The sequence below is a fragment of the Vibrio frigidus genome, from assembly GCF_042465995.1.
Lineage (GTDB): Bacteria > Pseudomonadota > Gammaproteobacteria > Enterobacterales > Vibrionaceae > Vibrio.
The window spans coordinates 567,765-590,892 of record NZ_JBCDMC010000001.1; the positions used below are offsets into that span (position 1 = coordinate 567,765).

Annotated in this window: 21 protein-coding genes; 6 read left to right on the forward strand and 15 right to left on the reverse strand. The window is 43.8% G+C overall.

Annotated elements, in window-relative coordinates:
- Positions 1 to 3: 3 nt before the first annotated feature.
- The 10 genes from AACW90_RS02525 to AACW90_RS02570 all read right to left on the reverse strand — a co-directional run bounded on the left by AACW90_RS02525 (position 4) and on the right by AACW90_RS02570 (position 11,581).
- Positions 4 to 1,080 (reverse strand): ATP-grasp domain-containing protein, encoded by a 1,077-nt coding sequence (locus AACW90_RS02525; protein WP_390230843.1) that lies wholly within the window; start codon positions 1,078 to 1,080, stop codon positions 4 to 6.
- A gap of 92 nt (positions 1,081 to 1,172) precedes the next feature.
- A complete protein-coding gene (locus AACW90_RS02530) occupies positions 1,173 to 1,769 on the reverse strand; it encodes a DedA family protein (RefSeq protein ID WP_390230305.1) in 597 nt (198 codons plus the stop codon).
- Positions 1,770 to 1,913: 144 nt separating this feature from the next.
- On the reverse strand, positions 1,914 to 2,495 hold the full coding sequence (locus tag AACW90_RS02535) for an outer membrane beta-barrel protein (RefSeq protein WP_390230308.1): 582 nt from the start codon (positions 2,493 to 2,495) through the stop codon (positions 1,914 to 1,916).
- Positions 2,496 to 2,733: 238 nt separating this feature from the next.
- Complete coding sequence (locus AACW90_RS02540) at positions 2,734 to 3,369, reverse strand: bifunctional 4-hydroxy-2-oxoglutarate aldolase/2-dehydro-3-deoxy-phosphogluconate aldolase (protein WP_390230310.1); 636 nt, start codon at positions 3,367 to 3,369, stop codon at positions 2,734 to 2,736.
- 17 nt (positions 3,370 to 3,386) lie between these two features.
- Complete coding sequence (locus tag AACW90_RS02545; RefSeq protein WP_390230846.1) at positions 3,387 to 4,364, reverse strand: sugar kinase; 978 nt, start codon at positions 4,362 to 4,364, stop codon at positions 3,387 to 3,389.
- A gap of 22 nt (positions 4,365 to 4,386) precedes the next feature.
- Entirely contained in the window at positions 4,387 to 5,799 is a 1,413-nt protein-coding gene (gene uxaC, locus AACW90_RS02550; protein ID WP_390230312.1) for a glucuronate isomerase, read from the reverse strand.
- Positions 5,800 to 5,809: 10 nt separating this feature from the next.
- Positions 5,810 to 7,276, reverse strand: a complete 1,467-nt coding sequence (locus AACW90_RS02555; RefSeq protein WP_390230315.1) for a mannitol dehydrogenase family protein — start codon at positions 7,274 to 7,276, stop codon at positions 5,810 to 5,812.
- Between the two features lie 12 nt (positions 7,277 to 7,288).
- Positions 7,289 to 9,703, reverse strand: a complete 2,415-nt coding sequence (locus tag AACW90_RS02560) for a glycoside hydrolase family 31 protein (RefSeq protein ID WP_390230318.1) — start codon at positions 9,701 to 9,703, stop codon at positions 7,289 to 7,291.
- Between the two features lie 52 nt (positions 9,704 to 9,755).
- Positions 9,756 to 11,057 carry a TRAP transporter large permease gene (locus tag AACW90_RS02565; protein WP_275137850.1) on the reverse strand — a complete coding sequence of 434 codons (1,302 nt, stop codon included), beginning with the start codon at positions 11,055 to 11,057 and terminating at the stop codon, positions 9,756 to 9,758.
- 26 nt (positions 11,058 to 11,083) lie between these two features.
- Positions 11,084 to 11,581: a TRAP transporter small permease gene (locus AACW90_RS02570; protein ID WP_390230322.1), complete on the reverse strand. Its 498-nt coding sequence runs from the start codon at positions 11,579 to 11,581 to the stop codon at positions 11,084 to 11,086.
- Positions 11,582 to 11,943: 362 nt separating this feature from the next.
- Between AACW90_RS02570 and AACW90_RS02575 the strand changes: the two genes are divergently transcribed.
- The 5 genes from AACW90_RS02575 to AACW90_RS02595 all read left to right on the forward strand — a co-directional run bounded on the left by AACW90_RS02575 (position 11,944) and on the right by AACW90_RS02595 (position 17,401).
- Positions 11,944 to 12,930, forward strand: a complete 987-nt coding sequence (locus AACW90_RS02575; protein ID WP_390230325.1) for a TRAP transporter substrate-binding protein — start codon at positions 11,944 to 11,946, stop codon at positions 12,928 to 12,930.
- Between the two features lie 215 nt (positions 12,931 to 13,145).
- A complete protein-coding gene (locus tag AACW90_RS02580) occupies positions 13,146 to 13,916 on the forward strand; it encodes an FCD domain-containing protein (protein ID WP_195706104.1) in 771 nt (256 codons plus the stop codon).
- Positions 13,917 to 13,999: 83 nt separating this feature from the next.
- Positions 14,000 to 15,184 (forward strand): mannonate dehydratase, encoded by a 1,185-nt coding sequence (uxuA, locus tag AACW90_RS02585; protein WP_390230329.1) that lies wholly within the window; start codon positions 14,000 to 14,002, stop codon positions 15,182 to 15,184.
- Positions 15,185 to 15,769: 585 nt separating this feature from the next.
- Positions 15,770 to 16,615 carry a patatin-like phospholipase family protein gene (locus AACW90_RS02590; RefSeq protein ID WP_390230332.1) on the forward strand — a complete coding sequence of 282 codons (846 nt, stop codon included), beginning with the start codon at positions 15,770 to 15,772 and terminating at the stop codon, positions 16,613 to 16,615.
- A gap of 18 nt (positions 16,616 to 16,633) precedes the next feature.
- On the forward strand, positions 16,634 to 17,401 hold the full coding sequence (locus AACW90_RS02595; RefSeq protein ID WP_390230335.1) for a GNAT family N-acetyltransferase: 768 nt from the start codon (positions 16,634 to 16,636) through the stop codon (positions 17,399 to 17,401).
- A 40-nt stretch (positions 17,402 to 17,441) separates the two neighbouring features.
- On the opposite strand, the gene AACW90_RS02600 is transcribed toward AACW90_RS02595, so the two are convergent.
- Entirely contained in the window at positions 17,442 to 18,056 is a 615-nt protein-coding gene (locus AACW90_RS02600) for a 3'-5' exonuclease (RefSeq protein WP_390230338.1), read from the reverse strand.
- Between the two features lie 151 nt (positions 18,057 to 18,207).
- Between AACW90_RS02600 and AACW90_RS02605 the strand changes: the two genes are divergently transcribed.
- Positions 18,208 to 19,110, forward strand: a complete 903-nt coding sequence (locus AACW90_RS02605; protein WP_390230341.1) for a DnaJ C-terminal domain-containing protein — start codon at positions 18,208 to 18,210, stop codon at positions 19,108 to 19,110.
- A gap of 204 nt (positions 19,111 to 19,314) precedes the next feature.
- Here AACW90_RS02605 and AACW90_RS02610 read toward each other — a convergent pair whose 3' ends face one another.
- From AACW90_RS02610 to AACW90_RS02625, 4 genes are all read right to left on the reverse strand, one after another.
- Positions 19,315 to 20,205, reverse strand: a complete 891-nt coding sequence (locus AACW90_RS02610) for a DMT family transporter (RefSeq protein ID WP_390230344.1) — start codon at positions 20,203 to 20,205, stop codon at positions 19,315 to 19,317.
- Positions 20,206 to 20,278: 73 nt separating this feature from the next.
- Positions 20,279 to 21,418, reverse strand: coding sequence for an N-acetylglucosamine-6-phosphate deacetylase (nagA, locus tag AACW90_RS02615; RefSeq protein WP_390230346.1), 1,140 nt, complete (start codon positions 21,416 to 21,418; stop codon positions 20,279 to 20,281).
- 7 nt (positions 21,419 to 21,425) lie between these two features.
- Positions 21,426 to 22,289 carry an N-acetylmannosamine kinase gene (locus AACW90_RS02620; RefSeq protein WP_390230349.1) on the reverse strand — a complete coding sequence of 288 codons (864 nt, stop codon included), beginning with the start codon at positions 22,287 to 22,289 and terminating at the stop codon, positions 21,426 to 21,428.
- Position 22,290: 1 nt separating this feature from the next.
- A complete protein-coding gene (locus AACW90_RS02625; RefSeq protein WP_390230352.1) occupies positions 22,291 to 22,989 on the reverse strand; it encodes an N-acetylmannosamine-6-phosphate 2-epimerase in 699 nt (232 codons plus the stop codon).
- Positions 22,990 to 23,128: the final 139 nt, after the last annotated feature.

Below are 23,128 nucleotides of genomic sequence, written 5' to 3' on the forward strand. Positions count from 1 at the left end.
TGCTTAATCCGTTGATGGGTATTGTTTAATAAGTTCATTTTCTTCTTTTAAGGCTTGAAACAAAGCACTCAGTTTGGGCGGTTTATGGCCGGCTTTTTTCTGTAAATACCCGATTTTGTAAAGAGAACGGTATTGGAAGAGTAGGGTTGAGAATATCTCTGACAATGTCGTTTTACTGTCCCAAATATGTGTGGCTTCGCTACTTGCACCATTGATCTCAATGATCTGTAGTTCTTCTCCTGCCATTAAGCTTTCGATGTTTTTAAATTTGATATCCAGCCGCCCGTAGTGAAAACCATCGAAGTCGTCGAATATCGCATCCAATTGCTCAGTTAGTGCAGGTGTAATAAATTGATTACCGTTTTTGAAGATACTGCCGCGGCTATGGCTGCCTGCAAACGCCAGTCTGAACTCTAAGCCTTTAGGTAGAACCCAATCGAGTTTCTGCTGATGCCTCTCTTCGTAGATTTCTGCCAACTGTCCTGCTCTTGGATCGTCATGAATCAGTTGCTGTAACGTTTTTATACCATCGCCTTCTATATAGGGTGCGTATTTTAACGTAATTGAGAAAACCTGACCTTTGGTTTCGCCAGGGTAACGCATATAGAAAACACCGACTTCAGCATCATAATCAGATTTTTTTTGTAACAGATAATCAGCACCTGTTGGGAAGCGTTGAATATAGTCAACCAACTGTTTTTTATTGTGAACTAACCTGACACCAGCCCCTCGGCAACCTTTATCTGGTTTGGCGACGACCGGAAACGTCAATTTTTCGGATTCCATTGCATCAAGTGCATCTTGTATCTGAATGGCGATAGATTGATTGTTTTTCCTAAGGGTACAGAAAGGTAGAATCCATTGCTTTGCTTCTTTACCTGCTAGGTTAAGGATATCTTTCTTCGATTCACCTACCATCCCGCTTAACCAGATGGATGGGTTGGCGATCAATGGCAAACCAACGCTTCGATATTTAAGGCTATGCCATAAGCTTTGAATAACAACGGGTGTATAGAAAAACCACGTTGGCCAAAATTCATATCGAGAAACGGCCGGACCAGATTTGTCCATTTCCGGCATACCTAGCCGAGACTCTATAGACTGTCCTTTGTTCAGAGGGAGAACGTTGTCCTGTTTTATTTGACCAGTTGGTTCTGGCTGATTGAGTGGGCTCAAATGGAGGCTCCTTTCCCGTGAGTATTCATTCTTTTTCTTGATGTTCGATTGATTAACCATAAAACGACGAAGGCACATGGTGCGATAACCCATTTCCACTGACTGTCACTTAGCCAACTGATTGAACCAAGTTGGTAGATACAGAAGAATATGAATGCGGTCCAAATGGCAGTGGCTAATAATACCGCGCCCATAAAATGATAAAACTTGATGCCAAACAAACCGCTTAAAGTGAAGCCTATCGTTCTTAGTCCGGGGATAAAGCGAATAATGGCAATGTTTAAAAGAGGGCGGTGTTTGAGCCGTGATCTGACAATACGCATCCCTCTGTTTTTTAATAAGCGATATCTCAACCCCCGCCATTTCGCGGCCAGCACACCGGCGCCATACAAAGCCATATCTCCGGTCGCGATACCGATAAAAATAGCGATTAAAGCAATAGCAGGAGAGACGGACTGGTCAGCAGCCAATAGTGCAGCGGTGATGATGGCGAGATCTTCTAACAGGTAAGAGAGCAATATAATGGAGACAGCGATCTCTAAAACGGTAAGGTTTCCCGATACAGCCAATCCTTGCGTGAGCCAATCTGTCATTTCTTTCCTATTAAAAATAAGTGATTACCATTACAAGACCTTTAAAGAATAGGATTTATTTCACAATAGTTAGAATAAAAATAACAAAATAAAAAAACGGCCATCCTAGGATGGCCGTTTTCGTTAATACAAAAAAGAATCGTGTTAAAAGGTGAACCCAGCACGAAGAATGAGCGACAAGCTGAATGGCGCTTCGTACAGATCATCGTTAAAGGTGTCGATCTGACCTTCTATGGCAGAAAATGCACCATTAGATGATTGATAACTAAAACCAACGGCTTCGAATATTCCCACACCGTTGATTTGCTTAGGACCAAAATCACCGTAGTTGTAGCTCAACCCTAATTTGCCGTACACGTCTATTTGCTGAGTGATGCCATAGGCGAAAACACCAGCGGCGCGAGTGGAGTAATAATCTACGTCTACGCCACTATTGCTACCACCAAAATAAACGGTGTTAGATATTTTATCTACTCCGCCGTTCACACCCCATTTGAACTGTCTGGAGTCGCCAAAGGGTTTTAAAAAAGTGTAGTCAACGCCATAGACGTGGCCAGTGGTTCGATCATCTGCTTCACCTAGGCCTTCGTATTCTGGTTGTTGGGTAACCCACCCACCACGAACGCCTAATTGGTGCTGAGCTGAAGAGTCAGAAGGTGCTTCATCTGCTAATGCGAAGAAGGGCAGGGATATTAACGCAAGCGGTAATAAAGAGATTCCTTTCATAAATAGCCTATTGTTTTTGTTGATATCTTATTGGAGTAATAGATACATACTATATATTTAAAATAGCTTAAATATTGACGTTTACCGCAATTTTCTCAATTTTGAAGAAGATATAGTCGCACTAAATGGAACTATTGGATTACAGGATGCTTTACGATGCAGATAAAGACATTCGGCTACGATAGTTCGAATATCGTAGCCGAATGGAAGTGGAGATAAATTTTGATTTTAAGCCGTGTTAGTTGAACGAATTAACGAGTTCTACGGCTTCCTTAGTTAAACGGCCTATTTCTTCCCATTGACCTTCGTCGATGAGTTTTTTGTCTACCATCCAACTACCGCCGCACGCAATCACTCTCGGAATGGCAAGGTAATCGTTGATGTTCTTTGAGTTGATGCCGCCAGTAGGCATTATTTCAATATCGGTGTACGGAGCAAGCAACGATTTCACCATGGCAATACCACCAGAGGCTTCGGCTGGGAAAAACTTGAGGGTTTTTAGACCCATCTCTAATGCCGCTTCTACGGTGCTTGGGTTATTGACGCCTGGTACAATATCGATACCCAGTTCCTGACACGCTTTTACTGTGTTCGGGTTGAAGCCCGGAGAGACAATGAAGGTTGCTCCGGCCTCTTTTGCTGCCATTGCTTGCTCTTTGTTTAGAATGGTACCTGCGCCGATCAGCATGTCTGGTTGTGCTTCTCTCAGTAAGCGGATAGCCTCGACGGCGGCATCCGATCGAAAGGTGATCTCTGCGACGGGTAAACCATTCTCTGCTAGCGCTTTGCCTAAAGGAACGATGTCCTCTGCCCTATCTATCGCGATAACGGGGATAACTTTAAGTTCCTTCAGTTTATCTATTGTTGTGCTCATTAAATTGTCCTATTTGGTTAGACTGAAGGATCAGTCGGTTTGTGAAATTGGTTCGTTATAGCTTGAGTTGCGAACAATGGCACAATTGCGCCCTTGCTCTGTATTACAGCGCCAGCAAGTTGATGGCCACGTAAACAACACTCTTCTGGTTTGATACCCGTTAAGTGACCGCTTAAATAGCCCGCGTTAAAGGAGTCACCTGCTGATGTGGTATCGATAACCGTTTCGATTGGTGTTGTTGCTACCAATATTGCTTCGCTGCCCGTTTGGCAGAAATCTTTAAATAGACAACCTTCCGAGCCCAACTTTATAACCGCTTTTTTAACGCCTGCTTTCTCTAGACGAATCAATGCATCTTCGGGAGAGTCGTCTTCCCAAATCGCTTGCTCATCGTCAAAAGTCACGAGGGCAAGGTCGCAAAATGAGAGCAGTTCTGAATAGGTATCTTTAACCGTTTTCCAATCTTCATTTTGTGGCCAAAGTGCAGGTCTGAAATTGGAATCAAAGGCGATCTCTACTCCTTTGGTTGCCAGCGTTTTTAACAGCGCCAACAAGCTGGTCCTATCTTGATCAGAGAGAATAGCTAAGCTGATGCCGCTTAAATAAACCATGTTCATGGCTTCAAGTTCCGTTGCCAGTGACGGGAAATCCGAGTGTTGCAGCATATAGCGAGCAGCGGATTGATTGCGCCAGTAGAGAAAAGTGCGTTCTCCTTGGTCATCGAGTTGAATAAGATACAGTCCTGGTTGCCTTGTTTTGTCCTTTAGCACAAACTGTGTATTGATGCCTTCCTCTTGCCAGCGGTGAACCATGCCTTCGCTTAATGGGTCAATACCCATTGCGGTGACATAGTTGATCTGAATGTGTTGTTTTGCCGCACGCGCTAGGTATACAGCGGAGTTGAGGCTGTCACCACCAAACGTTTGCCACATATCGCCGAACGGTTTTCCGTTCAGCTCGATCATGCACTCTCCGATAATGGCGATTTTTTTCATACTGTCAGTTTTGCTCATAATGCTATTGTGCTCCTTTAAAGAAGTTCGCGGCGTTACCAAAGCTGATGTTTTCTATCAGCGGTTTTAGCAATGAGTCGTCATTTGGAGCCTCACCATTTTCAACCCAGCGACCGACCATCTCACACAGAATACGGCGAAAATACTCGTGCCGGGTGTAAGAAAGGAAGCTGCGTGAATCTGTCAGCATGCCAACAAATTGGCTAAGTAGACCAAGTTGAGCCAATTGCTCAATTTGACGCTGCATGCCATCTTTTTGATCGTTGAACCACCAGCCTGATCCGAACTGAACTTTACCTGCGATCCCCCCCCCTTGGAAGTTACCGATCATGGTTGCCATCATTTCGTTGTCTCTAGGGTTTAGGCAATAAAGGATCGTTTTAGGTAGCTCATCGGTTTTGTCCATTTCATCAAGTATGGAAGAAAGCTCATACGCGAAGGTACGGTCACTAATGGAGTCAAAACCAGTATCTGGGCCAAGCAGTTTGAACATGCGTGTGCTGTTGTTACGCTGCGCGCCAATATGCATCTGCATCACCCAACCAAGCTTGGTGTACTGCTTACCCAACCAAACCTGCACTGCGGTACTAAATTGTGCGATTTCTAAATCATTCAGGGTTTCGCCATTCAGGCGGCGTGCCATCAGTTTGTCGAGATCGGTTTCAGAAGGAATAGCCGCATAGCGGACGACTTCGATTCCGTGATCGGCGGCTCGACACCCGTGTAAATCGAAGTGTTTTAAGCGGATAGAAAGTGCCGTTAATAGATCGTCGAAGCAGCGAATTTCTGTATCGGCAGACTCACCAAGGGCCTGCATATAATGGGCAAATCCTTCGAGTTCGATTTTAAATGCTTTGTCTGGTCGCCAGCTCGGCAGAACCTCTATGTCGAAGCTGTCATCATTGGCGATAATGGCGTGGTGTGCCAATGAGTCGATAGGGTCATCGGTGGTTCCTGCCATGCGAACATTCATCTGTTTCATGATACCGCGAGCACTGAATTCCGGTGTCGCGAGCAGTTCATTACAATGGCTCCAAATCCCGTCTGCGGTTTTTGGCCCGAATAGCTTGCCAGTAATGCCAAATGGGCGACGGAGCTCTAAATGTGTCCAATGATAAAGTGGATTACCGAGGCATTGAGGCACGGTTTTAGCCCATGCCATATATTTTTCTAAATCGGTACTATTACCGGTGATCAATTGCTCGGCGACACCAGCACTTCTCATACCACGCCACTTGTAGTGGTCGCCTTCGAGCCAGATTTGACCTAGGTTATCGAAGCGACGATCTTGCGCTATCTCTTGAGGATTAAGATGGCAGTGATAATCATATATTGGCTGATCTTTTGCGTATTCGTGATAAAGGCGCTTTGCTGTTTCTGTTGTGAGCAGAAAATCGTCACACATAAAGTCTTTCATTATTTTCTCCCTACAAGGCCGCTACAGCGCCTTTGGCTCCTAGTGTAATAAGTTGGTTATACGCCTCTTCTATTGCTTTCACAAACTGGCTATTGCTCGCTAATTCCGGCGCAAAGATGGAGTCTATCGTCATCAATGCCTTTACGACTGAAGTATTGCGGCCGTGCTTATCGCAGAGAGTGCGCAGTTCAGTTGCTAGTGGATCGAGTACTTCAATAGGCTGTTCATTTTCATCAATACCAGAGGCGTAGCGCATCCAACCAGCAATACCCATTGCTAAATGTTTGTAATTGGTACCAGCTTCTAGATGAGACATGACGGAGTTAAGCATGCGCGGAGGTAGCTTCTGGCTTCCGTCCATCGCTATCTGCCATGTTCGGTGCTTCAAACTGGGGTTGGTAAATCGGTTGATTAAAAGCTCTGCATAGGCCTTTAGGTTTGCACCCTCTGGCATGCATAACGTTGGCGCTTGCTCTTCAAGCATTAAATGAAACGCCGCTTTTTTGAAGGCAGGATCGGTCATTGTGTCTGAGATATGATCGTATCCACCTAGGTAACCTAGATAGGCGAGGAACGAGTGGCTACCGTTCAGCATGCGCAGTTTCATCTCCTCAAAAGGGATGACATCTTCTACAAACTCGGCTCCGGCTAGGTTCCAATTCGGTCGGCCAGCAACAAAGTTGTCTTCAATTACCCATTGGCGAAATGGTTCACAGGCGATACCACAAGGATCACTGACACCCAATAACTCGGCTATCTCTGCTAATGTATCTTCTGTGGCAGCGGGAACAATTCTGTCGACCATCGTGCATGGAAAAGTAACATTAGACTCAATCCATTGCGCTAGTTCTTGGTCTAACAGTTGTACGTAACCCATTACCGCAGCGCGAGCAACATGGCCATTTTCTTGCACATTATCGCATGACATGACGGTAAAAGGCGTTAAATCTCTATCACGACGGAGGCGGAGTGCTTCTACAATGTAGCCAATCGCGGATCGTGGCGTGCTTGGGTTTGCTAAGTCGTGGATAATAAGCGGATTGCTCTTATCTAGAACACCTGTAGCGGGATCCGAACAGTAGCCTTTTTCCGTAATCGTCATAGAGACAATGGCGACCTGTGGCTCGGCCATTTTTTCTAATACGGCTTGCGCTCCGTCAAAAGTAGAATGCAAAGATTCGACTACGGAACCAATGACTTTAACGTCTATCTTGTCGGCGCCTTTCTCGGCTACCGTATAAAGATGATCCTGTTCTCTAAGTTGTTTGATTAGCGCTTCACCACCAAACAGGTTTACTTCGCAATAGCCCCAATCACTCGCGGATATCCCCGCTATTTCGTCAGTAAAAAGCGCTTGGTGAGCGCGGTGAAACGCCCCAAAACCTAAATGCACTATCTTGGTTTTTAGTCGACTACGGTCGTAACTTGGTGTCACTAAACCTGCATTAAGTATGGTGTTTGAAATATTATTTGTCATGGTTAGCGGTCCTTATTTCGTCTCTGCAAGTGATAGTGAATCACCATTTTTGTATGTTTTGCCATTGATGAGCAATTCGCGGTTTTCGCATTGTGCCAATTTGATAACGAATGCCTTATATGCAGGCTCAAATTCACCCGTTGATTGAATATTAAGCGCGACAGTTGTTTGGCTACATACCATGTTAATCGTTAGTGTTAGGAAGCCATTGTCTTTGTAATTGTGGCTTTCACCGTCATCATCAAAAATAGTCAGCGTGATTTCACCGCAGCCTTTAAGCGGGAACACTTCAAGGTTTCTCTTCGTATCTTTGCTATGCGCACTATGAGCCACACGTTCACTGGTCGGTAAGACCGACCCCGCTTTAACCATTAGAGGTAGTGTTTCAAGTGGTGCTGGTACAACAATACTCTGACCACCGCTAAACCATTGACCCGAATAAAAGTCGTACCAACCTTTACCATTATTCGGTAAGTAGATCTCCCTTTCTCTTTGGCCTTGCTCGACGACTGAGGCAACCAAAAGGTCTTTGCCCAATAGGAAGTCGTCGCACTCTTCAAAGGTGTGGGGATCGTTTTCGTGGTCTAAGAAGGTAGGGCGCATAATAGGCTCATCTTCACTGTGCGCTTGCCATAATAGGTTATACAAGTAAGGCATAATGCGGTAACGAAGCGCCATCGCATCACGAATAATTGGTGTGACCTCTGGGTACATCCACGGTTCATTAACGCTCCCATCGTCGTTCCATGAGTGAATGGTAAAACGAGGGTGCATGACACCGTTTTGCACCCAACGTGCAAATAGCTCGGGATCCGGTCTCTCTCCAGAAAAGCCACCAACATCGTGGCCTAAGTTATACAGACCCGATAAGCTCATGCCTAAACCCATGCGAATGTTGTATTTTAAGCTCGTCCAGTTGGTGCGATTGTCGCCACTCCATGTCTGTACATAACGGTTCATCCCGGGACAGCCAGAACGAGATATTAAATATGGTCGAACGTCAGGCGCATAGTCTACCTGTGCTTCATAAGATGCACGCATCATCAACAATGGCTGAAGAGGGCGAATTAAGCTGACAGGAATCGTTTGACCAAAACCGAAACAGCGAGCACCTTTGTCCCAAATCTCGTATTCGTTGTTATCGTTCCATGTGGAATCGATCCCTTTTTCGAGTAGCTGTTCTTTAACGTTATCTTGCCACCATTTAATGGTATCTGGATTGGTGAAGTCTAGGTGAGAACCATCGGCGTCCCAGAAAACGGACTTCTCTGGCTCATCATGTTCTGAATCAAGAATAAACAAACCTTTCTCTTGGGCTTCGGCAAATCTTGGGTGGTCATGTAGCAAACACGGCTTAATGTTAGCGGCTAATTTTATGCCTGCATTATGGAATACATCTGCCATCGCATTAGGGTTTGGTACTTTGTCGTTGTTCCAATTGAAGACATACCGGGTATTACCAATGGAGGTATAACCAGAAGATAATTGGAATGAGTCACATGGGATAGCGTGCGTTTCACATTTGTCGACAAACCCTTCTAACAGTTCTTGCGCATTTGGTGCATCGGTATATTGCATGGTTGAACCGCTGTAACCTAAGCTCCAACGAGGGCCAAACGCAGTGCCTCCTGTCAATCGAACAAACTTCTTAGACACATTAGCAACCGTTTTACCTAGCATGAAATAGAAATCTAAATCGCCGTCTTCGGCGCGATAACTGCGGTACTTAACGTGATAATTGTCTAGCTCATTACCTAGATCGAACCAGCAACTGGCCAGATTGTCGTAATAAAGGCCAAAGCTCACGGCCTCTTCTTGATTTGTTACGCGAGTAATATAAAACGGGATGTGCTTGTAAAGTGGATCGGTAGCGCTAGCGTCGTATCCCATGGCATCTAGATTACGCATTTCAAAGCGACGTCCAGAGCGATTTAGGTCACCTGATTTCTCACCGAGGCCGTAATATTGGTCTGACAGGTTACGGTTCATAAAGTGCGCCACACCGTTTTCGGATACGCCTAGTTGGTACGCCCCTGTTTTACGGTCGGTTGCCAATGGTAGCCATTGGTCCTCTTTTTTATATTCCCATTCCATCCACAAGGGCTGATGGATAGAAAGCCGTAGTGCCTCTGTTTCAATTCTAAATACGCCGTCATCTTGTTGTGTTAGATAACTTGGGCAGCTAAATCCCTCGGTTGAATACTTATCTCGCCCTTCCCACGGCACATCTTTTTGCCCTGGAGCAATAGACCAAGTCTTATCGAGACGAAGTTCACCTTTGTTCTTAAACATCACTCGAATGATGTCTTGTTCAAGTACGAAAATATGTAGTTGGTGACGACCGTCGCACTCGATGTCAATGCGATTTCTATCTTGCGACAAACAATTTTCTTGTTGCAAAAAGCGCCACTGTTTTACTGTTTTCATAGAGGGTTTCCTTTAACAATTGGGATAGGGCGGGGGTTGCCGCCCGTTTATATTAGTAACCTAGGAAAACTTGAGGGAGAGTCAAGCTAAGCTGAGGTATAAATGTCACAAGCATAAGAGCAAGGATAAGCACGGCGTAGAATGGCAATAGAGGCTTAACGACCTTATCGATTCTCACTTTCGCAACCGAGCAACCAATGAACAGTGCGCTACCTACAGGTGGTGTACAAATACCGATACATAGGTTAAATGTCATCATGATACCGAAATGCACCGGGTCCATACCCAGATCCATCGCGATAGGAAGGAAGATAGGCGTAAAGATAAGTAGTGCGGGTGTCATATCCATAAATACACCAATAATCAGTAAGATGACATTGATGATGAGCAGAATAATAATTGGATTTTCAGATACGGCTAGCAATGCATCACTGATCATGTAAGGGATATCAGCGTTCGCCATTGCCCATGACATTCCCATCGAAGCGCCAATCAGTAATAAAACAATTGAGGTGGTGACGACGGATTCAAGGATAATACTTGGTAATTGTTTTATGGATATCTCACGATAGAATACAAACGCCAATATCAAGGTATACACAACCGCAATTGCAGAGGCTTCGGTTGCGGTAAAGATACCACCGATGATACCGCCCATAATGACAATAATGAGGCCTAGGCTTGGTAGTGCATCGAGTGTTCTTTTGACGACTTCTGATGTGGAAGGTTTCGCTGATACAGGATAACCGCGTCTTTTAGCGATAAAACCAGCAACCAACATAAGCGATAGCCCCATTATCATTCCAGGGATATAGCCAGCAAGGAACAGTGCCCCAATAGAGGTGCCACCAGATATTAGTGAGTAGACGATAAAGGTGTTACTTGGTGGGATCAGTAATCCAGTTGGACAGGAGGTGATGTTAACCGCAGCAGAGAACGCAGGGTCGTAACCTTCTTTCTTCTGAAGTGGAGACATGGTGCCGCCTACTGCTGCTGCAGAAGCAACGGCGGATCCAGAAATAGCCCCAAACATCATATTAGCAATGACGTTCACGTGCGCGAGTGATCCGGGTAAACGACCACCCAACACCTTCGCAAATTCAATTAATCGTATGGCTATTCCGCCCTGGTTCATAATGTTACCCGCTAAAATAAAGAACGGGATAGCGAGTAAGGCGAAACTGTCTAGGCCAGAGGCCATTTTTTGAGATATAACCGCAATAGCGGCGTCAAAAGGTAGTTGCAATAAAATCGTGAGTAGTGATGCGACCCCGATGGCGAAAGATATAGGCACTCCAATTCCTAAGAAGAGGAAGAAACTACCAAATAATACAATGATGACCTGCCATTCCATTAGGCTTCTCCTGATATAAGTGTGAGTTAGCCGTTGACAGGCTTTTTGATAAGAGACAAGTTGTGATGAAAGTCTTCAAGAAGATAGATCACCATAAAAAATCCAGACATAGGTATTGCGGCATAGATAAGCCCCATTTCAATGCCTAATGCTGGAGAAATTTGACCCGTCGATAAAGTTTTCAACATGAGTGAACCCCCGCCATAAATCATAATGACACCAGAAAAGATAAGACTGATGATATTGATGACTAAATGAAGACGCGCCTGTTTTGATGGTTCGTGTTCCAATTTCATCGAGAGCAGATCGATAGCGAGGTGGCGCTTTTTACCCAAGGTATAAGCCGCACCCATTAACCCGACCCAAATAAACAAGAAGCGTGCGACTTCATCTGTCATCGTGCTCGGGGCATTAAGCACATATCGAGAAAAAACCTGCCAAACTACGCACATCACCAAGAAACTACTGAGTGATATACAGAATATAGACAGAGATTTATCCATCACTGAGATTAGCTTTTTCATTATCCCTTCCAAATTAATATTTTAAGTGATTGTATCTTTACCGCGTTGATCACTGCCGATTACTCATTCATGAGTTGATTAAGAAGCAAAACCATATAACGAACAAAATATTTTCCGGATTATATGCGGATAACAGTTCAGGCCAAGAGAGCTGGATCACATATAATTGGTCCGGCCAATTTGATCTAATTTGTTTGTGATGTAGGTCAAGTTGTCGGTTAATTTTGTTTGAATTAGTAAAGATGTTGGGCCAAATTGTCGAGGCAATAACGTGGACGTACAAAAAGTCGACTATAAAAGTAAACGAAATAAGCAACCTTACCCGGTTCAATACTCATAAATATGAGAAAATGGAGAATATTATGTTTGGGAATAAAACTGCTGTTGCAACATTTATCGCTTGTGCGGTTGCAGCAACTGCCTCTCTACCAACTTATGCAGCAACGACACTTAAACTAAGTCATAACCAAGACAGAACTCACCCTGTTCACAAATCTATGCAGTTCATGGCTGATGAAGTGAAAAAATTGACGGATGGAGAAGTGAAGATCCGCATCTATCCAAATGGTCAATTAGGTACCCAACGTGAATCAATGGAGCTACTGCAAAATGGTGCACTAGACATGGTCAAGTCGAATGCAAGTGAAATGGAGTCGTTCGAACCTGCATACGGCGCATTCAATATTCCTTACATTTTCCGCGACCGTGACCACTATTATCGCGCAATGGAAGGTGAAGTAGGACAAAAGATCCTCGCGACTTCTTACGATAAAGGGTTTATTGGTCTGACATATTATGATGGTGGCTCACGTAGCTTCTATGCAAACAAAGAAATCAAGAGTCCTGCCGACCTGGCTGGCTTGAAAATTCGTGTTCAACCAAGTCCTACCGCAGTCAATATGATCAAGCTTATGGGTGGCTCGCCAACGCCTTTAGCTTATGGCGAACTTTATACCGCGCTGCAACAAGGTGTTGTAGATGGAGCCGAGAACAACCCGACAGCACTGACGAATTCTCGCCATGGTGAAGTTGCCAAAGTGTACAGCCTAGACGAGCACACAATGATCCCTGATGTGTTACTTATTTCCTCTACATCGTGGGATAAATTGTCAAAAGAAGAGCAAGCCGCTGTGAAAAAAGCCGCTAACGATTCTATGGGCTACCACAAAATTATCTGGAAAGAGATGACAGATGCAGCTGTAGAGAAAGCGAAATCATCAATGGGTGTGAAAGTGGTTGCTGTTGAAAAACAACCGTTTATCGATGCTGTAAAACCAATGCATGATGACGCACTGAAAAACCCAGCAATTGCAGAGTACGTGAAAGGTATCGACGCCTTAGCGAAGTAATATCTACGAGGGGCTCTATTGAGCCCCTTTATTGAGAAAGTAGCTTTAAAGAGGTTATATTTCTTTCTTTGTGTGGCTAGGCAAAGGAAAACATATAGGTTTTTGTTTTTAACGTGGTACCTGACATACCAATTTATTGAGCATTCAATAATTACTGATATGATGTCAGGCCAAAGTTCTCTGAGTGAAATTCGAACAATAGGTTTGATGTAGAAATGATAATTACTAAGCGCCTATATCAGCAGATAGGCTTAAAACTAAAAGATAAAATATCCGCAGGCGAGTTTAAGGTTGGGGATAAGCTCCCGCCCGAAAGAGAGATTGCCGAGCAGATGGAAGTTAGTCGTTCCGTGATCAGAGAATCTCTCATCATGTTAGAGCTGCAAAATATAGTCAAAGTACGCAAAGGCTCTGGTGTCTTCGTCGTTAATACACCAGATGATGCTCAAAAGCTGATGAAAGAGCAGCATAAAATAGAGACCGATGCCGAAGATGACGATGATGTCGGTCCATTTGAAATGCTACAGGCTCGCCAATTTCTAGAAAGTCGAATAGCTGAGTTTGCAGCAGGTCAAGTGACAAAAAATGACATCTCGAAGCTACGAGCAGCACTGGATATGGAACGCAAGCATCTAGATGATAATTGTCTCGACTATGACGGTGACGAAATGTTCCACATTGCTATCGCAGAAGCGACACAAAATAGCGTGCTTTGCGACATGGTAAAAGAGCTGTGGGTACGTCGTGAAAAAAGTTCGATGTGGCGTCAACTGCATGAACGTATTTCTGATCAAGACTACCGCAGACGTTGGTTAGCGGATCATGAAAAAATCTATATGGCTCTTGTACGCAAAGACCCAACGGCGGCCCGTGAAGCCATGTGGCTTCATCTAGAAAACGTAAAAGAAACGCTCTTTGAGTTATCGGATGTAGATGATCCTAAGTTTGATGGATTTCTATTTAGCTCTTATCCGGTGACGTCGTAAAACGATAAAAAGGTAGCAGGTATTCGTGTTCGGCACGGACTTTGGTTTGGTATTAAAGCTCAGAATTTTGAAAGGTGAAAGTTATGGAACAGACGTGGCGTTGGTATGGACCAAATGATCTCGTATCGCTAAATGATATTCGTCAAGCTGGTGCAACGGGAGTAGTAACGGCATTGCACCATATCCCTAATGGGGAAGTTTGGAGTATTGAAGAGATACAAAAGCGTAAAACGTTGTTAGAAAAAAACAGTCTTACATGGTCTGTCGTGGAGAGTGTTCCTGTTCATGAAGAGATAAAAACTCGGACGGGTGACTACGCTAAATGGATTGAAAATTATCGAGCGTCGCTAGAAAACTTAGCAAAATGCGGTATTGATACTGTCTGCTATAACTTTATGCCTGTATTGGATTGGACTCGTACAGATCTTGAATTTGAATTACCAGATGGATCACGAGCATTGCGGTTTGACCAAATTGCCTTTGCGGCATTTGAACTGCAAATTTTGAAGCGTCCGGGTGCACAAGCAGATTACACAGAGAAAGAGCAAGCAGAAGCCAAGGCTTACTTTGATAATATGACTCAAGCCGATATAGATAAGCTGACGGCGAATATTATTGCAGGACTTCCGGGTGCAGAAGAGGGTTATACGCTTGATGAGTTTCAAGCGCGTTTAGATACCTATAAAGGGATCAGTAAAGACGACCTTCGAGCACATATGGCGCTCTTTCTTAAGGAACTCATGCCAGTATGCGACCAATATGGGTTGAAACTTGCGGTACATCCTGACGATCCACCGCGCCCAATTCTCGGTTTGCCTCGTATTGTGTCTACCATTGAAGATATCGATTGGTTGACAACAGAAGTCCCAAATCAAATGAACGGGATCACGATGTGTACGGGTTCATATGGTGTGCGTGGCGATAATGACCTCGTTAATATGATTAAACAACATGGTGATCGCATCTACTTTACGCACTTACGTTCCACCCAGCGTGAAGAGAACCAAATGAGTTTCCATGAAGCCGCCCATCTATCTGGAGACGTTGATATGTATAACGTTGTGATGGCGCTACTTGAAGAGGAAAATCGCCGTAAAAATGCAGGCGAAACGCGCCTTATTCCGATGCGCCCTGATCATGGACATCAAATGATTGATGACCTCAATAAGAAAACCAATCCTGGTTATTCTTGCATTGGTCGACTAAAAGGCTTAGCAGAAATCAGAGGACTAGAGGTTGCATTGCAACGCTCCTTCTTCGATAAATAGAATGTATCTGCAGAAAGAAAAACAGCAACCCTAGGGTTGCTGTTTTTTTGTAAATTACTACCTATTACTCAATACTCATTACCCATTCGGCAGTAAGCGTGTGTCATTTGTAGCATTTGTAGAATGATTTTTAACAATTTTCTATTACTTGTACGTCTTACTTTGTTTCTGTTACTTTTCACAAAATATACTTAATTTACGATATTACTAAATCAATTTACGATTGTACCAAGTTAAAAAAATGCTAATTTAGCATGCGTGTTACATATTTCTAATTTACCAAGTGTAACCTTTTTGGAACTTTACTAATGACTGCTAACTCAGCAGCGTTGATGTTACTTTTTCTATTTACCAATTGTATTACTATTTGGAACTTTTCTAGATTGACTGTTAGTTTCAACAGCTGTGACACACAACTAAATTGTAGTGCTAATATGGATATTGTCAAATTCGCACGGGAACATTTTTCATGTTCATTAGTAAAAACAGAATTAATTAAATTTTAACCTATTGTATTAATAGGTAAATATAGCGATTCATTATATGGTGTTTGGGCTGTCATTTATAAAAAAGGAGGGTTATTGAATGGACGCTATTGGTAATAGTGCGTTGATTGTGGAAGGCGGCGCAATGCGAGGCGTATTTTCTTGTGGTGTACTCGACCATTTTTTATCGGTTAATTTTTCACCATTTGATAGCTTTTGGGGTGTATCGGCTGGCGCGTCAAATGTCGCCGCTTACTTGGCAAACATGCCAGGTCGAAATCTAAAGATTTATGCCGATTACAGTTGTCGAAAAGAGTTTTTCACTCCTGTTAATTTTATTCGGGGTGGTGATTTACTCGATATTGATTGGTTGTGGAAAGCCACCATGCAGGATCTTGGTATGGACCTAGAGACAATAGAAAAAGATGGCCGTCCATTTTTCTTAGGTCTTACTAATAAAAGCACTGGCCAACCTGAATATCATCTCGCTCAGTCATCGACTTTGGTAGAGACAATGAAAGCGAGTAGCGCCTTGCCTGTCATGTATAAGCAGGATATAGCGTTAAATGGGCAGTGTTATGTCGATGGTGGTGCGTCCGATTCTATTCCTGTTGCGGAGGCGATACGTCGTGGTGCAAAAAAAATCATGGTATTACGCAGTCGGCCCTATTCTTATAAAAAATCGCCTCCCAAAATGCCTTCGTTTTATAAACGAGCCTTGAGAAAATCGCCGGCCTTAATTCAACCCATGTTGCGACGAGCACAGCAGTATAATGAGTCACTCGAACTGATTCGAAACCCGCCGTTAGGGGTCGATATTATAGAAATATGCCCACCTGAATCGTTTAAACTTAAGCGATTGACACGGGAACCTGAACCACTGATAAAAGGCTATGAATTAGGTCTTGAATTGGGAAAGATTGCTATTTTACGTTGGCAAGAATAAAACAATTAAGGACAAAATATGAACATTCAAAAAATAATGGATGAATACGCGCAGTACGAAAGAATCGGACTAGATGTTCCGGGTTATTCCAGAATGCAGATTGGTCAGGTTATCCGATTTGTTGCAAGAGAAGAGTGGGGCAGCTTTGTCTCTTATTACCAACTTAGTATTGATCAACTTGATAGCGCGATCGAAAGCGAAATCGAATTTTTCAAATCGTGTAATAAGAATTTTGAGTGGAAGGTATACGACACTGATAGGCCAATAGAGATTAAGAAAAAACTTATTCAATATGGCTTTGAAGCAGGTGATGCAGAGTCGTTTATGTTATTGGACTTGAGTAGTGTTGAAGGTTATTTGCCGGAATTGGCAACCTGTGTTGAGGTGACGGACGCCGCGGGTATTAGGGACTATATCTCTGTTTCTGAAACCGTTTGGGGTGGCGACCACAGTGGTCAAGAAGCGCATCTTATTGCTTGCAAAAAAAGTGCACCACAAAACACATCGATATATGTGATTTATGAAGATGGCTTAGCGGTCTCATCGGCAAGAATAGAATATGGAGCCGATAGTCCTTTTGCTGGTATTTGGGGAGGCTCGACGTTGCATGCGTATAGAGCGCGAGGCCACTATAGTGCTTTATTGCATAAAAGAATTAACGACGCTAAAAAACGCGGAGTAAAATACTTAGTCATTGATGCGTCGGATATGAGCAGGCCAATAGTTGAAAAGTATGGGTTTACATTTATTACCACCACCACACCTTATGAGTATGTGGTGAAATAAATGACGGTTTTTTAATAGCTTTAATCGGGTCGCTCAAATGTTAGTCATTACGTAGCAATGCGTCTACCGCATTCTTACTGGTTTTACTAATCTTTTGCATCAGCCCAAAGCTTGGGTTAATGCTGCTTTGTTGTTCTAATTCTTCGACCATCACCATCCATAATTTGGCCGTCATTTCTGAATCGGCTAAGGCTCGGTGAAAGACGCCGTCGTGTTCAATTTGTTTGTGTCTTATTAAGTCACCTAGTTTGTGGGTTGGCGAATCTTGAATCAAGCGTCTTGCTATCAGCATAGAGCAGGCAAATTGACCAGAGTAATGAGCGCCTATCCGTTGTAACTCAGCATCAAGAAAACGTTTATCAAATGACGCATTATGGGCAACCAGATTGTCGTCTCCAATAAATTCGGCAAATTCGGCCATCACCTCTTCGCATGAAGGAGCGTTGCTTAACATCGCATTCGAGATTCCGGTGTAATTGGCAATAAACCCACTGACTCTAAATCCCGGATTCATCAGTTGTTGAAAGGTGTCTTGAACCACACCATCGACAAGTTTGACTGCCCCAATTTCTATCGCGCGATCGCCCATGTTTGGAGATAAGCCAGTGGTTTCGAAGTCGAGTACGATGACTGACTTAGCTGAAGAACAGGTCATGAGAATCCTAAAAACGTGCCAATTTAAAAAATAGGCCCATAGGTTAACATATTAAAATAGACAGAGTAGCCCCCAAGCCATACACTTCTACTTTCTGAAAATTAGGCTGAAAGGCTGAGACCATTTCATATTTTTATTATTGAGGTAATACATGTCTAAACGCGACTATTACAGCGTGCTCGGTGTCTCAAAAGATGCCTCTGAAAAAGACATTAAGAAAGCTTACAAAAAGCTTGCGATGAAATACCATCCGGATAAAAATCCGGGAGACGCAACAGCCGAAGCGAGCTTCAAAGAAGTGAAAGAAGCGTACGAAATGCTGACCGATTCAAGTAAGCGTCGTAAATATGATCAGTACGGTCACGCTGGTTTTGAAAACAATGGTTTTGGCGGTGGTCAGAGTCGTTCTCAAGGTTTCGGGGGCGGGGGCTTTGAAGACATCTTTGGTGATGCATTTGGTCAACGTCGACAAGGGTTTGGCGGTGGTGGCTTCGACGACGTGTTTTCACAAGCAAGAGGCCGTCAGCCACGACCTCAAAAAGGGCAGGATGTTGAATTTTCTGTGACCGTTGATTTTGTAGAAGCCATTCAGGGTGCTGAAAAAGTCGTTGAGTTGCCTGTTAATGGAGAGCAAAAGAAAATCAATGTCAAAATCCCTAAAGGGATTAAAGAAGAAGAAAAAATACGATTTTCAGGTAAAGGCGGCCCCGGTATCAATGGTGGCCCTGCGGGTAACATGTTTATCAAGGTATTGATTCGTTCTCATCCTTATTTAGAGCGCGATGGAAATGATTTGATCTGTCATTCCGAAATAAATATAGCGACCGCCACATTAGGTGGCGAGCTAGAAGTTCAGGCTTTAGACAATCGATTTAAGCTTAAGATTCTGGCCGGTACGCAAAATGGCAGAAAGTTTAAGGTTACCGGTAAGGGTGTGACGAGTCGTAAGGGTGAAACGGGTGACCTTCTGGTCAAAATCAAGGTGGTGACACCAACGAACTTAACCAGTGAGCAGACCGATTTGATGGAGCAGTTTAAAGCGACGTTAGCGTAAACACTGTGTTTTTAAAATGGTCACCAATATGGTGTAATGCTGTTCACTTAAGAGATCAAACTCCGTCATCCTCACGAAAGTGGGGATCTAAACCCACACAGATTCCCGTTTTCACGGGAATGACGATGACTACTTTGTCTTAAATGATCGGCATTAACCAATATGGTGACCATTTTTATTTTTGCTTAAGATGATGTCTAAAACCTAGGCCGAGGTCATTTTCGTTGTCAACGCCCCATAACAGCCTAACATAACCACGGCTGCGCCAATGAGCTGCAAATAAGAGACGGTTTCTCCTAGTGTTATATAAGCCACAATTGCCGTAGAGACAGGCACCATCATTTGCAAAATATTAAAGGTAATCACTCCTTTCTTTTGAATGATATGAAATGCCATATACATTCCAGTTGCCAAGCCGTACATACCTGCCACGATTAATAGTAAAATTAGATAATCCGGTTTGGCAAAGAGGGTTTCTATTTTGTTCGACATAATGGCGTACCCCAAAAATAAAGACCCGGTAATTAACGCTGTCACAGTGCTGATGACAAGGGTGTGGATTTTTTGTGCTATTTGTTTAACCAGAATATTTTGCACGGCCGCGATGGTTATCGTGATGACCCAGTAGAAAGCACCAAGGGTAAAGTTATTGCTTAATGCTATCTGTTCCGTTGTTCCGACAAAAATTGCTGAGCCAATAATGGCAAGCAAGCTGCTCAAGATGAACCTAGATTGTTTGGCTTTTTTTCTCTCATCAAGATAGAAAAACGCAGCAAGAGCTGTGGTAACAGGCAACCCTAAAATACAAAATATGCTCCCAGTTAAGGCGCTAGTAAGTTGCATTGCATTCATGAAAAAATACATATTGCCGGTCATGAGTAAGGCGACGAGTAGCAACTGAAAAATGATCAGTTGTGAGGAAAATAGTGCCTTTACCTCATGTCGATATTGCACCAAAACCAGTATTAAAAATAGGCAGCCACCAGAAAGAAATCGGACGGCATTATTGTTGATGATATCGAAGTTCAGGCTGACATATCGCAGCAACGGAAAACCGACCCCGGTGAGCAAAATATAAGAAAAAAACAACAGCATACTGCTATCTTTCTTACTAGATAAAACCGGCGCTAGAGGTGTATTCACCATAATCTATGGACTCACCGAAGGGTTATTGTTCGAACAGTTGGCCGTCAACTAATACAGACTGAGTTTGATAATGCTCATTGAATATCGTCGCCGATGCAATGAAGTGTGGCTTGAGATAACCAAGAGAATCGTTTATACCAATCGCGTGAGCAGGGTAAGTCGACACCATTTTGATGGCTTCTTTTTCCTCAATCCCCCAGCGAATTAGATTCGCGAGTGATTCATCCAACCCAATGTGTGCACCAACCAGATTACCTTCCCCGTTAACCAACTTATTTCCGTCAACGTAGATAGTTTCCTCTCCTAAGGCAAAATAGCCTCGGACATCACCGAGTGTTGCCATTGCATCCGTTACAACAATGAGTTTTCCATCTGGTTTGATCTTATGTGAAAGCAGAACATTATTACTAGCCACATGCACACCGTCAGCAATAATCGAGCACCAATGGCTATCTTGAGCAAGGGCGATGCCTACGACACCTTGTTCTCTGCCGGTTAGTGGAGACATAGCATTAAACAGATGGGTAAAACCGGAAAGGGTTTGAATGGAGTCCGAAAGTTGATGAGCGGTGGCGTTGCTGTGTCCGCATGATACAGTGATGCCACACGCTTTGAGCCACTCTATGGACTCGGTTTTCACACATTCAGGTGCCAGTGTAACCAGCACTTTCCCATTGGTCAGCCAAGGCATCTTTTCCAATTCGGAGATGTCAGGCGCATAGATGAATTTCTCAAAATGTGCCCCACGTTTTACCGGACTAATCCATGGCCCTTCAAGATGTATCCCTAAGACACCGGGTACTTGTTCAGAAATCGCTTGTTGGATAACACAAAGGGCTTCATGCATTTTTTCTGGTGTATCGCTTACTAAGGTGGGTAGCAGGTAAGCGGTTCCATGGCGTCGATGGGCATCGCATATGGTTTTAACCCCACGAGTGTCAGTTTGTTGGTTAAACATAACGCCCCCACCACCATTGACTTGTAGATCAATGAAACCCGGAGTGACAGTGCAATCCGGGAAGTGATGGATACGGATCTCTACCGTCAATTGATCCATAGGAATAATCGCGACAACTTGACCCTCTTCCCAGACCAGCGCTGAATTTAAGTGAAAGTGAGTACCATCAAAAATACGTTTGGCGACAATGGCTTGTGTTGTCATTGCGAGATCACTCCGTGAATTGATGTGCCGCACCTAATAGGCAAGCATCGTGACTTCCGTTTGCCGCGACAACGCCCACACGAAATGGCGCAGGGCGATTATCTATCTCATTTTGTACACGGGATAAGTAACCTTCTGCTAAGCCAACCCCACCACCTAGAACGATAATATCCAGATCCAAGCTGGCTTTCAGATTACAACAAAGCGTTGCTATCGCCTTTGCACTCGATTGAATGATGGATTTAGCTTGAGCATTATTACTGGCCATAGAAAATAGCTCAATGTTGGTTATGTCAGGTGAAATGACGTTTTTGGCTACTTTGTTTATTGCTGTTCCGGAAGCTATTGCTTCAACGCATCCCTTTTGACCGCAGCCACATTCATGACCATTTTGATCAATCACCATATGACCGATATGCCCAGCAAAATTGTTCGCTCCTTTATGAAGCTGTCGATTCAAAACTAGTCCTCCACCAACACCTGTAGATACGGTGATATAAGCCATATTCTGAATGCTGTCATCGAGCTGTAAAAACTCAAACCACGCTGCGGCTTGTGCATCATTCAGCATGTAGACAGCGAGTGTAGTGAGTGCGCCTAACGCATGATGCAAAGGAAAGGGCGCGGGGAAAGAGAGCGTATCAGGATTAATGGCCGTGATCCCCTCTGATGTCACTAAGCCCGTTGTGGATACGCCGATGCAGTCAACTCTTGATAACCAATGATGGCATTCATCTACAATGGCTTTAGCGAACTGTTCAGCAGAACGGACTTTAGGTGTCGGGATTTGCGTACGTTCCTTCAGTTCTCCTCCTATCACTAAACCAAGTGCGATTTTGGTTCCACCAATGTCGATAGCTAGCGTATTCATTTTAACGTACCTCTGCTGATTGTGTCGCTGAGTTAAACCAATCAGTTACTATTTCTAGTCGTGTTATCGCGGAACCAACAGTAACGGCAACCGCGCCATTTTCGATCGCCTTAGCGGCAAGCTCAGGCGTATTATAGCGACCTTCGGCCATAGTGAAGAACCCTGCTTGAGAAAATTGTCTAACGAGCTGAAGATCGGGCTCGGTCGGTTCAGTGTCACCGCAATAGCCTGATAATGTCGAACCAATGATATCCACACCGTGGTTGTGTGCCCAAACCCCATCCTCAAAGCAAGAGCTGTCTGCCATCGCGAAGCAACCGGAATTTTTGATCGCGGCGGCAATATGTTCTCTTGATTCTGGTCTTTTTCTATCCGTGGCATCAAAAGCAATAATCGTCGCACCAGCATTTGCTAAAGCATCAACATCAGTTGCAAATGGAGTGATACGCACTGCGCTATCGTCCAAATCTCGCTTAACAATAGCAATTATTGGGATATTAACCGCCTTAGCGACAGCCGTTACGTTCTTTGCTCCTTCTATTCTTAGTCCTTTCGCTCCAGCTTGCTCTGCCGCAATGGCCATGGCGACGATGAACTCGGTTTTCTCGAGTGGGCTGCCAGGTACGGGTTGTATAGAGACAATAGTCTGCTTATGCAGGAAATTCTTTAATTCATTGATTTTTAATATTTTATTTTTCATTGCTGCCTCATAATATATTATCTTTATAAGAAAATGTGTGACAAAAATCGTGGCGATACATAGCCTATTAACCGAGCAAATACATTCATTTGATGAAATATTGCCCGTGATCACATTTCCTATATTCTATAATTGAAAA